We start from the raw sequence: 11,584 nt of genomic DNA on the forward strand, positions 1-11,584 counted from the left end.
TTTGTCTTAAAATTCGAGGCGATAATTCAGGATCGGCAGCATTCCTGTTTGGGTAATCAGCTTAACCCTGTCCTCTTTCTTGTTATAAGTGTAATCGAAGGCATTCAGCCTGTTGGTCACATTCTGGATATCGAGCGAGATGGTCGATGTGGTGCGCTTTTTATTTTTGGTATAACTCACCCGCAGATCGGTGCGGAAGTAGGCAGGCAGTTGTTCCGAATAACTCCGTGACCAATCGCGTTCCGTGCGGCCTTTCTCCCTTGATTTTTCCAGATCGATCGGCGTGTAGCGATTTCCGCCAGCCGCCAGGAGCTTGATATTAGCCGCGAAAATATTAGTCTTGCTCTTGCCAACCCTCCATTCCTTACCAGCCAGGAGATTCTGAACGTATTTCCCATTGAAACGACTATCGCGCTCGATACCGTCGCGGCCGGTGTATTTGGATTGGTACAGCGAAGTCGTGCTCATCAGGTAAATACCGGCAGTCAGCGATTTCTCGACAGTCAACTCCAAACCATAACTACGCCCCTTACCATCGCTTGTCAACGAATCACTCACAAAACCGCTGATCTCATTCAACTGCGAATTATAGAGCAAATAGGGCGTCGTCGTGTTCGCAGGACCGATCGGGATATTATAATGATGCTGGTAATACGTTTCCGCAAGTACGCGCCAGCTCGCCGACGGCCTGAACTCATAACCCGCCACCAAATGCGCCGATTTGGTTAGTTTAAGGTTTTTATTGAGTAAATCAGTCTTGTCTTCCGACACTTTCACCTGCGCAAAATAGGTTGAGATGGATTCCGTTTTACTATGCAAACCGGCACCGAAACTCACTGTCGAACGCGGCGCAACCGCCCATCTTACCCCCACACGTGGCTCGATCGAATACCGATTGTTCAGCCCGAGCAACATGCCATGCAGGCCTGCATTCAGCGTAACGGTTGGCGTTAAACGTGACTTCCATTGCGCATAGGCCTGAAACAGCTGCGTATTCCCTTTCCGGTCCACATTGATTTCGTAGGGGCCGTCTTCATTGTCCTTGTCATACAAGTTGAAATCCAGGTGATTGATGATCACTCCGAGCCGAACGGTATTACGTGCATTGAGTTTGTAATTATATAGAGAGGAGAGTCTAAGTGCCTGGTTTACAAATTTCTGCTGATAAGTAGCGTCGATATTTTTATCATAAAAATCGCCCGTCTGGCTCGTGGCTGAATAGGAGACAATGTTTTCCATATAGGATTTGCTGTTGATATAACGGAGGTAATTCACTCCGACCATACCACGATTGGACTTGAATGTCTCTTTCCAATCGTCGTCGTTGACTTTTGAAGTGCTGATACCGCCCATTCCCCAGACGCTCACCACCACCTTGTCGTCGTAAGGAATATATACCTTAAAAGCGCCGTCCTGAAAATCAATCGAAGCATCGCCGTTAAGATTAACGCCGATCTTATTAAGAACGGAAAGAGTAGAATAGCGGTAATTGGCCAGATAAGAAGCGCCGCCCTTCGCGCCAATGGGGCCTTCGGCGGCAAAATCAAGCCCAAGAATACCGGCCTGCATCGCGTATTCACGTTTTTCATTGTTCCCTTTTCTGAGTTTGAGGTCAAAAACACCGGATGTTGCATTGCCATATTCGGCTGGGAAAGCACCGGTGAGGAAATCGGAGTTCCCCAGCACGTTCGCACTCAATGCGCTGATTCCCCCGCCGCTCGCGCCTTCCTGCGCAAAGTGGTTCGGATTGGGGATTTCGACGCCTTCCATGCGCCACAACATTCCCTTCGGGCTATTTCCTCTGATAATAAGCTGATTACTACCATCATCGGTAGCCGCTACACCAGCAAACGACATCGCCATCCGTGCCGGGTCGTTCACCGAGGCCGCGAAGCGTTTCGTCTGGTCGACAGTAAATGAGCGGCCGCTTACGCTCACCATATCGTTTAAAGGGGCACCATTCTCTTTCTGCGCCTTCACAACCACTTCATTCAGCGCACGGAAAGATTCTGTAAGCTTGATATTCAACTCAACCTCTTTCCCCGAGCCTACATTGATTTCCTGCACAAATGCATCGTCATAACCCATGCTGGTAATTTTAAAAGAATGGCGGCCGACCGGCACTTTCTCGATGCGAAAATTCCCTTCGGTATCGGTCACGCCGCCGATGATAGGCGTCACGGAAGTCACGATCACGTTTGCACCTATTACGGGTTGTTGTGATTCGGTATCGATCACCCGTCCCTTAACAGTCTGGGCAGGCTGAGCAAAGGCCAGGGCGCTCACGGCCCCGGCCATTAAGGTCAAGATAAATTTTTTCATGGCTGGTTGTTTTGTAATTCTGACAACTCAGCCTGATGTGCCCCTAAAAATTTGTTGATTTTTTTTCAGCAATCCTCTAAACGGTTCCAGATGACAGGTACATTATAGTGACGAAACTGTTTATCACAGGAAACCATTGTCATCTGCTCTAACAAGCATTGGGAAATGATCATCCGGTCGAATGGATCATTGTGATGCAACGGTAATTTGCTTGTCGACAGTATGTGATCGAGCCCTATCGGCAACGGTTTGATCCCGCTCATTTCAATTGTTTCTAATACAGCACTTAGCCCTTCATGCAGTGCCAGCTTTCCTATCGCGTGCTTGATACCCATTTCCCAAAGAGATGCAATACTGACATAGCATTTGTTGGTTGAATCTTCTATCTGCCGACGTATGGACATAGGAAGTCTGCTATCCTCAGTAATATACCAAACGATAGCATGCGTATCCAATAGTAAATCCATTTTAAAGCCAGTTAAAATCAATCGGATCGTCAAACCCATCCTTGATTTCGATCATGCCTTTCGCCAGACCAGCTACTCGCTTCTGGGGTGGTCTCGGCTCTTTGGGAAGTGATTCAATAAATTTCAGCACTGCCTTTTTGTTTTCGTCGGACAGTTCCAATAGCGTGAGGTATAGTCGTGTATCTGTCATAAGAGTTTTCGTTTAATCAAATTTACAAAAATATCTCCTGACATACCACCCATCTCAAACCTCCCAACTCTCCAACCGATAAGCACTATCCCAAAACACATATTCCAACCGCGAAGCAGTCACATAAGCTTCGATCATCTTCTTCCGCGTCGGCTCCGAAGCATGCTCGGCCAGCCGGTCGCAAATGTCGAGTGCCTTCTGCACGGAATGGGCGAAATCCTCGCCAGCATAGGCATTGATCCAGTTTTGATAGGGATTCGGACTTGCCTGATTGGCATAAATGTAGTCCCCGATTTGCTTGTAAATCCAGAAACAGGGCAGCAATGCAGCAACAGCCACTTCGTAGGGTTCGAATGCGCTGGTTGCCATCAGGTAATTGGTGTATGCGAAACAGCCGGGTGCTTTGCCCGATTGGTAATCGATGACGTATTCTTTGAAATATCCCAGGTGCAATGCGCGCTCTACCAGAATCGCGTTTTGTGCAAATTGGAGGAAATCGAGCAGTTCGTGGCTGTTACCGCCCCGGGTACCGGCTACTGCCAATGCACGGGCAAAATCGGCCAGGTAGAGGGAATCCTGGTAAATGTAAAATTTAAACTTTTCGAGTGGCAATGTTCCTTCCTTCAACTCCTGATTGAACGGGTGTTGCCGTATTTTTTCAAATATCGATAGCGCTTCGGCCCAGAGCAGGTCGGTAAATTTCATGATAGAATCTGCATGGAAAGTGGTGAAAATGAATGATTCAGCGGTCCGGGACCGTGACCTGTAACGACGTCCTTACCCTCCCTGATCGCTCCGGCGATGTATTCCTTGGCAAAAATGATCGATTCCGTCAGGGAATTACCCTTGGCCAGGTATGTGGCAATGGCCGACGACAAGGTACAGCCGGTGCCGTGCACATTCCTGCTGTCGATGTAATCCGATTCGAGGATCAGCGGCTCCTGCCCTCTTTGCGCCAGCACATCGTAAATGGTCGGCGCGACCAGATGGCCGCCTTTCAGCAGCACAGCTTTGCAACCTTTTTCCACCATTTGAATAGCCGCACCTTTCATTGTAGCAGCCGTGCGGATCTGGCCGCCAATCAGTATTTCCGCTTCATCAAGATTAGGTGTAATGAGGTCTGCTCGGGGAAAAAGCTCCTTCCAGAGCACTGCGACTGTCTCATCCTGAATCAATTTGGAGCCGCTGGTGGAAACCATTACAGGGTCAAAAACGACAAAAGACGGTTTGAAACGATCCAGCGCCTGAGCGATAACCAGCGCCACTTCCGCGGTATTCACCATCCCGATTTTAACGGCGTCTACGGTAATATCCTCAAAAACAGCTTCCAATTGCTCCTGCAAGAATACCGGTGGTACAGGATGGATGGCCCGCACGCCCTGTGTGTTCTGGGCTGTGAGCGCTGTAATGGCCGAAGTTCCGTAGGCCCCCAATGCGGCGATCGTTTTGAGGTCGGCCTGGATGCCAGCGCCACCTCCGCTATCGGATCCGGCAATGGTGAGTACAGTTGGGTAACGGTTCATTTTGAATATTTTGATGGTCAGGAATGGTCAGGTTTTGTCAGGAGCTCTTCGCCGGCCACAATATAGATTCCTGAATAATTGCTTTAAGTTCCCGGGCCGCCTCACGTGGCGATGGCGCGCTGCAAATAGCCGATACCACCGCGATGCCATTCGCCCCGTTCAAAACGGCTTCGTGCGCGTTGCCCGTGTGGAGCCCGCCGATCACTACCAGCGGATGCCTGCTTTGCTGTCGCACCCATTGTAACCCCTCAAGGTCCCACGGCTGTTCCGTATCTGTCTTGGTAGGAGTTGCGAAAAGCGGGCTCACGGCAAGGTACGACAGGTTCCAATGCTCCGCTTCAAGGACGTCGGATTGCTTTTCAGCCGATAGTCCAATGATTTTGCCCTCGCCCAGCAATCGGTGGGCCGTCTGGAAGGGCATATCATTCTGCCCGATATGCACGCCGTCCGCATCCACAGCCAACGCTACATCCACCCGGTCATTAATGATCAAAGGCACATTATAACTTTCCAAAAGGTTTTTCAAACGCTTCGCGCGATCGATAAATGCGCGAGTGGAAAGCGATTTTTCCCGCAACTGCACCATCGTAACGCCGCCTTTCACAGCCTCTTCCACAACCCAGAAAAAGTCGCGGCCAAGGCATGCGGCTTCGTCGGTGACCAAATATAGTTCGAGGTTCAACATAATGCACTCATTTAAATGCCGTCAGGCATGTAATATTGGTAGTAAATCATGCAATCTTCAATTTTCGGAAATGCTTGGGCATGTAACAACCATGCCAATTTATTCTATTGTTACATCCCTGACGGGATTTTCAAACATACGATTACAATCCGTCACTACCAATGTTTCATCGCTACGCGACTTGTTACTATTCCAATCTGATTTTACTCAATTCTGCCAGATGCGCCGGACCGACTTCCGCCAATTTATCCAGAAACTCAATCTGGAACGAGCCGGGCAACTTGGCATTTCGATAGGCCAATTCCCCGCAAACACCCATGGTAGCCGCTGCCGAAACCGCCGCTTCGAACGGATTGCTGCAAATCGCCGCAAATGCACCGGTTATGGCGGAAGCGGAGCAACCCATGCCGGTCACTTTGGTCATCAGGGGAACACCATTGGAAACCCAGCCAGTGTGACTGCCATGCACGACCACATCCACCGCACCACTTACGCTCACGACCGAGCCAAAGCGCGCGCTCAATGCTTGCGCGGCGCCGATGCTATCCATCGAGTCGGCTGTGCTGTCGACACCCTTTGTCCGAATGCTGGCGCCGGCCAATGCGAGTATTTCGGACCCGTTGCCGCGGATAATAGTCGGCGGCGCGGTTTCGAGTAACTCAGTCAGCACCTTGTTCCGGTAGGGCGTTGCACCGGCGCCTACCGGGTCAAGAATAATCGGTTTGCCAAGTTGGGTCGCCTTTTTCATCGCCAGCTTCATCGCTGCCACCCAATGCGCCGAGAGCGTGCCAATGTTGATCACCAACGCACCGGCGATGGAAACCATGTCCTCTACTTCTTCCACCGCGTGCGCCATCACGGGTGATGCGCCCACCGCCAGCAAAGCATTGGCAGTGAAGTTCATCACAACGAAATTGGTAATATTATGTACCAGCGGCGCCGAGGCACGCAGTTTTTCGAGGTTTGTTTCGAGTTGAATTGTCATTGGGGTTAATTTAATGCCTTCTCCTTTTAACCGATCCTCCTTCCACGTCACGAGCGAATGTAGTAGTTTTGGGTGGTTATCAAAAATCTCCACACTTCCCTGATCATGATCAAAGCAGCAATTTTCGATATGGACGGCCTGCTCATCGACTCCGAACCGATGTGGACGGAAGCAGCGCGTTCTGTCATGCAAAAAGTCAATTTTGAAATCACCGAAGCACTTCGCCTCCAGACTACCGGATTGTCTATCAAGCTATTTCTTGACTTTTGCCACCAAATCCAGCCCTGGAATACACCATCATTCGAAGAGCTTGAAACTGAAATACTTGAAAAGGCACATCATGATATCCTGGCCCATGCCGAAGCCATGCCGGGTGCCGTTACACTGGTCAGAGAATTGAAAAAACAGGGCCTGAAACTCGCAGTCGCGTCGGCCTCGCATATGGAGTTGATTGAAGGGGTATTAAAAAGACTGGAAATTATTGACTATTTTGACACCTGGCATTCCGGCGAGCTGGAAAAATACACCAAGCCCCACCCCGCGGTGTACCTCACGGCGGCTAAGAAACTCGGTGTTTTGCCCGAAGAATGCATTGCCTTCGAAGATTCGCACGCGGGCCTGCGCGCGGCACACGCAGCAGGTATGATCACGATTTCGGTACCCGCAGCGGAAGTTTTTGAAGATAAAAAATTTGATATGGCACATTACAAGATCCCTTCGCTTGAAAAGTACATTTTAAGCGAAATGTCGGGTGTGCCGCAAAGTGTGATCGAAAACTAAACCTCGACCCTATTCCCGCTTACCCCGCATGATCGGACTCCGGCATTTCAGTATTATGATTATGATCAGGATAATAATAATTGTCCTGAGCGTCATTGCCCTCGCCTGGCTGGCGTCCAAGCACACCAATGAAACGCTGGTGTACATCCTCGGCACCATTTTCATATTCATTCAGGGTTCGCTACTATACCAATATGTCACGAATGTCAACCGCAAGCTGACTTACTTCCTCGAATCCGTACGGTATTCGGACTTTACGATCAACTTCCGGTCGGACAATAAGATGGGCCGGACCTTTAAAGAACTTAACCAGCAGTTCAACGAAGTTTTACTCGCATTCAGGCAGGCGCGCGCCGAGAAAGAGGCCAATTTGCAATACCTCAACACCATTGTCCAGCATATCGGAACCGGTCTCATTACCTTCGATGCCAACGGTCAGGTAAACCTCATCAATAATGCCGCGCTGCGCATGCTGGGTATCTACCGCCTCCATCAGCTGATTGAACTCAAAGAGAAGCACCCGCGCCTTTATGAACTGCTCTCAGACCTGGACACGGGCGTCCGCGACCTTTACCGCACGCCCAACGACCAGCCACTCGCATTGCAGGCAGCCGCTATTCAGCTGCGCGGGATGTGGGTTAAAATTGTGGTATTGCAAAACATCCAGACCGAGTTGCAGCAACAGGAAATCGAATCCTGGCAAAACCTCACCAGGGTGCTGCGGCACGAGATCATGAACTCGATGACGCCCATTGTTTCGCTCGTCGGCACCATGCGCCTGATCGTTAATGAAGATATAGAACGGTCCACAAATGATCAGGAAGCCGTAAACGACCTGAAAGAAGCATTATCGACGCTCGAAAAGCGCAGCAAAGGCATGATGCAGTTCGTGAACGCTTATCGCGATTTCACCACCTTGCCCAAGCCGGTATTCGCCAGCCTGGAAGTCGCCGAGCTTTTGCAGGAAGTATTACAATTGCTTCAAACGGACCTGACACAATCCGGCGTGCTCTGGAAGCTGTCTGTAAAGCCGGAGACACTCACCGTAAAAGCCGATGCAAGCCAGATCCAGCAGGTACTGATCAACCTCATTAAAAACGCCTCGGAAGCATTTTCAAACCAAACCAACCGCCTCATCACGCTCTCGGCTTACCAGGTCGATGGCACGGTGATGATAGAAGTGGCAGACAACGGCGACGGCATCGAGCCAGAGGCATTGGAGAATATCTTCATTCCATTCTACACTACCAAAAAAACCGGCTCCGGCATCGGGCTAAGCCTCTCCCGGCAGATTCTGCAGCAACATAACGGACAGCTGAACGTTGAATCGCAGGTAGGAAAGGGGACGGTGTTTACGTTGGTGTTTTAGGCCTGCGGCCCGACGGCCGACCATCGACCGCCGTCGGCCGTCAAAAATTCCTAACGTTACAACCTTCTCCCCCACCTCGTTGTCTTGCAACAAACCTAAATGAGAACCTGATGAAAAAGTATGTTTTCGTGCTTTTTGCTGTAATGGCGGCGGCCTGCAAAAGTACAGTTGTAGATAAGCGGGAGGATGGCATCAAATACAAAGAGACCGTTACACTGAACGATGTTCCCGCCGCGACGCTGACGTTTTTTGAAGTTGACGACAGCCGTTGTCCGGAAGATGTAGTGTGTATATGGGGAGGGCGGGCCTCGGTAGACCTGCTGCTTTCAGGCGTAACTACCGAAGGGGGCATTAAGGAACACGTCAAAATGTGCCTGGGCGAGTGCAATGCCTCAACCGGCTCCGATACACTGGAAAAGACCTTCGCCGGGCAAAAATACAAGTTCGTGCTCAGCGCGGTCAATCCCTACCCGAATACCCGCGATACTACCCGTACCAAAGCGAAGTATTCGATCCAGCTGAAAATCGAGAAAAAATAGCCTTCGAACTGAAACCGTAAAAAGGGGAGCCCAACAGCTTCCCTATTTTTGTGCCAGTTTGCTCTGTTTGTATCCGTAGCTGAAATAAATAACCAGACCAATCACGAGCCATATCACGAAAATCAGCCAGTTGGAAGCACCGAGCTCGGTCATGAGGTACAAATTGGTGAGGATTCCGGCAACCGGCAGCACCGAGAAATTATGCTGGTAGCTCAAAATAGAAAGTGTACACCAGGTTATCCAGAAAATGATCGTCAGTAGCTTGTGCTCCATAATTTCAGTGAAACTGAGCATCCGCCATTCGACAATTACGCTCTTTCCATAAGTAAGCAGGCCCACGATCGCGAGGCAAAACAGGATCCCCACCAGGTACTTACCATTTATGTAAGGCACGCGAAACTTCGACCGCGCCGAAATGCCTTTGTGATCCAGGTAAAGCACCCCACCGCACACCAGGATGAATGCAAAGAATGTCCCTACGCTCGTCAGATCCACGAAGAAATCCATTTTGAAAAACAGTGCGGGAATACCTACCACAAAGCCGGTTACGATCGTCGCGAAGGACGGTGTCTGGTATTTAGGGTGGATTTTGGCAAAACGTTTCCAGAGCAGCCCGTCGCGGCTCATGGTCATCCAAATCCTCGGTTGCCCCAGTTGATAAACGAGTAACGCGCTCGTAATCGCGATCACCGAGCTTACCGAAATGACGCCCGCCATAAAATCCAGGCCATTCTTTTGAAATACGAATGCCAGCGGATCGCTTACTTTCAGTTCGGTGTAGTTCACCATTCCGGTGAGTACAAGCGTAATGAGGACGTATAATATCGTGCAAATAACAAGGCAATAGATCATCGCCTTTGGCATGTCCTGCTGCGGGTTGCGGCATTCTTCGGCGGTGGTGGAAATAGAGTCGAAACCGATGAATGCGAAGAACACGGCAGCCACACCGCTGAGCACGCCTTTAACCCCATTTGGAGCAAACGGGGACCAGTTTTCCGGCTTTACATAAAATGCTCCTGCAAGTATCACGAGCAAGACGACCCCTACTTTGAGCACCACCATGATATTACTCGCTGTGCGCGACTCGCGTATACCAATATAAACCAATGCGGTAATCAGCAGCGTCACCAGACCGGCTGGCAGATTGAGCAGAACATGGAAGTCGCCGATCGTAGGCGCCGATTCGTAGGCCGCAGCCGCAAAACGTTCATAATCCGACAATTGGGCCGCGCCCACGCTTTGCAGTTTCTGAAATGCCTCACGCGCCGATTCGCCGTTGATCGTGAGCCAGCCGGGCAGGGTGATGCCGAAACCTTTGAGCATACTCACAAAGTACTCCGACCAGGAAATAGCCACTACCATATTGGAAACGGCGTATTCGAGGATGAGCGCCCAGCCGATAATCCACGCGAACAGCTCCCCGAATGCCACGTATGCGTACGTGTATGCGCTGCCGGACACGGGTACCGTACTTGCAAACTGCGCATACGAAAGCGCCGTGAACACACACGCAACGGCCGTAAATACAAAGAGCAACGACACTGCCGGACCGCCGTTGTAGCTCGCCAGACCGATCGTACTGAATATCCCCGCACCGACAATGGCGGCGATACCGAGCGACACCAGGTCGCGTACCCCCAGTACTTTGGCTAATTCCCCTTCGCCTCCCGAATGGGCATCTTTCAGAATTTGGTCGACGGATTTTTTTCGAAAAAGAGGAGAATTCTGGCTCATGCAGGCGCTATTTATCAGGTATCAGTTTGTAATAAGCAGGGCTAAAAATAATGATATTCTAAAACGATCCCGGCATTGGCTGAAAATTTGTTCCTTTTATCCCAAAAAATCCGTAGAAAATTCTTCACAAGGGAAATCAAACAGGTAATGATTGCGTTATCGAACTAATCCCCGTTACTCCGTTCCACCAATTTGCCCATGAAAAAAATCGCTACATGCTTCATCAGCGTCATGCTGTCCCTTCAATTCATTGCAGCCCAAAGCGTTAAGTCCTATTCCACCGCCCAGGCACATTCTCACAATGATTATGAACACGCACGTCCGTTTGAGGATGCTTACGAACAGCAGTTCGGATCGGTGGAAGCTGATATTTTCCTCGTCAACGACTCGCTTTTCGTAGCGCATAACCTGAAAGACATTCGTCCTAACCGGACTTTCGCCACATTATACCTGCTTCCGATTCTGCAAAAAGTACAGCAGAACGGCGGCCACATTTATGCACAGGATAATGTGCCGCTCCAATTGCTGATCGACCTCAAAACGGAAGGCGAACCAACTTTGGCGGCATTGATCAAAGCCCTGGAACCGCATAAGCATATATTAGCGCCGGCCGGCAGCGTCAAAATCGTGGTCAGCGGCAATGTGCCTGATCCCAGCCTGTTCGAACGTTACCCTAACTTTATCTATTTCGACGGTCGCCCGGAAAAAGTCTACACGCCGGCACAGCTGGCACATGTGGGGCTGATCAGCCAGGCATTTCAGCAATATTCCAAATGGAACGGTGAAGGCCCACTTCTAGAAAAAGACAAAAAGAAGATCCAGAAAATGATCAACGACGTGCATGATCTCGGCAAAAAGGTACGGATCTGGGCCACTCCCGACAATATCAACTCCTGGAAAACCATGATGGCCCTGGGTGTCGATTACCTCAATACCGACAAAGTTCGCGAGCTGGGCGACTACCTCCGTACTGCACCCAGGTAGTTTTGC

The 11,584-nt window shown here is 50.3% G+C and carries 12 protein-coding genes; 4 read left to right on the forward strand and 8 right to left on the reverse strand.

Annotated elements, in window-relative coordinates; genetic code table 11:
• Positions 1-6 precede the first annotated feature (6 nt).
• The 7 genes from J7619_RS14915 to thiM all read right to left on the reverse strand — a co-directional run bounded on the left by J7619_RS14915 (position 7) and on the right by thiM (position 6,172).
• Positions 7-2,322, reverse strand: coding sequence for a TonB-dependent receptor (locus tag J7619_RS14915; RefSeq protein ID WP_291199679.1), 2,316 nt, complete (start codon positions 2,320-2,322; stop codon positions 7-9).
• Positions 2,323-2,387: 65 nt separating this feature from the next.
• On the reverse strand, positions 2,388-2,789 hold the full coding sequence (locus J7619_RS14920; RefSeq protein ID WP_291199683.1) for a type II toxin-antitoxin system VapC family toxin: 402 nt from the start codon (positions 2,787-2,789) through the stop codon (positions 2,388-2,390).
• 1 nt (position 2,790) lies between these two features.
• The gene (locus J7619_RS14925; protein ID WP_291199686.1) at positions 2,791-2,979 is read right to left on the reverse strand and encodes a DUF2281 domain-containing protein; all 189 of its coding nucleotides are present in this window, start codon (positions 2,977-2,979) and stop codon (positions 2,791-2,793) included.
• Between the two features lie 54 nt (positions 2,980-3,033).
• Complete coding sequence (locus J7619_RS14930) at positions 3,034-3,684, reverse strand: TenA family protein (protein WP_291199689.1); 651 nt, start codon at positions 3,682-3,684, stop codon at positions 3,034-3,036.
• Positions 3,681-4,502 (reverse strand): bifunctional hydroxymethylpyrimidine kinase/phosphomethylpyrimidine kinase, encoded by an 822-nt coding sequence (gene thiD, locus J7619_RS14935; protein WP_291199692.1) that lies wholly within the window; start codon positions 4,500-4,502, stop codon positions 3,681-3,683. The genes J7619_RS14930 and thiD overlap by 4 nt, the downstream gene beginning before the upstream one ends.
• Positions 4,503-4,539: 37 nt before the next feature.
• The gene (gene thiE / locus J7619_RS14940) at positions 4,540-5,187 is read right to left on the reverse strand and encodes a thiamine phosphate synthase (protein ID WP_291199695.1); all 648 of its coding nucleotides are present in this window, start codon (positions 5,185-5,187) and stop codon (positions 4,540-4,542) included.
• 187 nt (positions 5,188-5,374) lie between these two features.
• On the reverse strand, positions 5,375-6,172 hold the full coding sequence (gene thiM / locus J7619_RS14945; protein ID WP_291199698.1) for a hydroxyethylthiazole kinase: 798 nt from the start codon (positions 6,170-6,172) through the stop codon (positions 5,375-5,377).
• Between the two features lie 105 nt (positions 6,173-6,277).
• Here thiM and hxpB point away from each other — a divergent pair, with 105 nt between their 5' ends.
• The 3 genes from hxpB to J7619_RS14960 all read left to right on the forward strand — a co-directional run bounded on the left by hxpB (position 6,278) and on the right by J7619_RS14960 (position 8,860).
• Positions 6,278-6,952 carry a hexitol phosphatase HxpB gene (gene hxpB / locus J7619_RS14950; protein WP_291199701.1) on the forward strand — a complete coding sequence of 225 codons (675 nt, stop codon included), beginning with the start codon at positions 6,278-6,280 and terminating at the stop codon, positions 6,950-6,952.
• A gap of 55 nt (positions 6,953-7,007) precedes the next feature.
• On the forward strand, positions 7,008-8,321 hold the full coding sequence (locus J7619_RS14955; protein ID WP_291200365.1) for a PAS domain-containing sensor histidine kinase: 1,314 nt from the start codon (positions 7,008-7,010) through the stop codon (positions 8,319-8,321).
• 110 nt (positions 8,322-8,431) lie between these two features.
• The gene (locus J7619_RS14960) at positions 8,432-8,860 is read left to right on the forward strand and encodes a hypothetical protein (RefSeq protein WP_291199704.1); all 429 of its coding nucleotides are present in this window, start codon (positions 8,432-8,434) and stop codon (positions 8,858-8,860) included.
• Between the two features lie 42 nt (positions 8,861-8,902).
• Here the strand turns inward: J7619_RS14960 and J7619_RS14965 are convergent, their stop codons facing one another.
• Positions 8,903-10,594, reverse strand: a complete 1,692-nt coding sequence (locus J7619_RS14965) for an amino acid permease (RefSeq protein ID WP_291199707.1) — start codon at positions 10,592-10,594, stop codon at positions 8,903-8,905.
• A 198-nt stretch (positions 10,595-10,792) separates the two neighbouring features.
• Between J7619_RS14965 and J7619_RS14970 the strand changes: the two genes are divergently transcribed.
• On the forward strand, positions 10,793-11,578 hold the full coding sequence (locus J7619_RS14970) for a phosphatidylinositol-specific phospholipase C/glycerophosphodiester phosphodiesterase family protein (RefSeq protein ID WP_291199710.1): 786 nt from the start codon (positions 10,793-10,795) through the stop codon (positions 11,576-11,578).
• Positions 11,579-11,584: the final 6 nt, after the last annotated feature.

Source organism: Dyadobacter sp., from assembly GCF_017744695.1.
Taxonomy (GTDB): Bacteria; Bacteroidota; Bacteroidia; order Cytophagales; family Spirosomataceae; genus Dyadobacter.

Excerpts from the sequence above, each read along its gene's own strand:
- J7619_RS14915 (WP_291199679.1), bottom strand. The coding sequence starts at position 2,322 with ATGAAAAAATTTATCTTGACCTTAATGGCCGGGGCCGTGAGCGCCCTG.
- J7619_RS14920 (WP_291199683.1), bottom strand. The coding sequence starts at position 2,789 with ATGGATTTACTATTGGATACGCATGCTATCGTTTGGTATATTACTGAG.
- J7619_RS14925 (WP_291199686.1), bottom strand. The coding sequence starts at position 2,979 with ATGACAGATACACGACTATACCTCACGCTATTGGAACTGTCCGACGAA.
- J7619_RS14930 (WP_291199689.1), bottom strand. The coding sequence starts at position 3,684 with ATGAAATTTACCGACCTGCTCTGGGCCGAAGCGCTATCGATATTTGAA.
- thiD (WP_291199692.1), bottom strand. The coding sequence starts at position 4,502 with ATGAACCGTTACCCAACTGTACTCACCATTGCCGGATCCGATAGCGGA.
- thiE (WP_291199695.1), bottom strand. The coding sequence starts at position 5,187 with ATGTTGAACCTCGAACTATATTTGGTCACCGACGAAGCCGCATGCCTT.
- thiM (WP_291199698.1), bottom strand. The coding sequence starts at position 6,172 with ATGACAATTCAACTCGAAACAAACCTCGAAAAACTGCGTGCCTCGGCG.
- hxpB (WP_291199701.1), top strand. The coding sequence starts at position 6,278 with ATGATCAAAGCAGCAATTTTCGATATGGACGGCCTGCTCATCGACTCC.
- J7619_RS14955 (WP_291200365.1), top strand. The coding sequence starts at position 7,008 with ATGATTATGATCAGGATAATAATAATTGTCCTGAGCGTCATTGCCCTC.
- J7619_RS14960 (WP_291199704.1), top strand. The coding sequence starts at position 8,432 with ATGAAAAAGTATGTTTTCGTGCTTTTTGCTGTAATGGCGGCGGCCTGC.
- J7619_RS14965 (WP_291199707.1), bottom strand. The coding sequence starts at position 10,594 with ATGAGCCAGAATTCTCCTCTTTTTCGAAAAAAATCCGTCGACCAAATT.
- J7619_RS14970 (WP_291199710.1), top strand. The coding sequence starts at position 10,793 with ATGAAAAAAATCGCTACATGCTTCATCAGCGTCATGCTGTCCCTTCAA.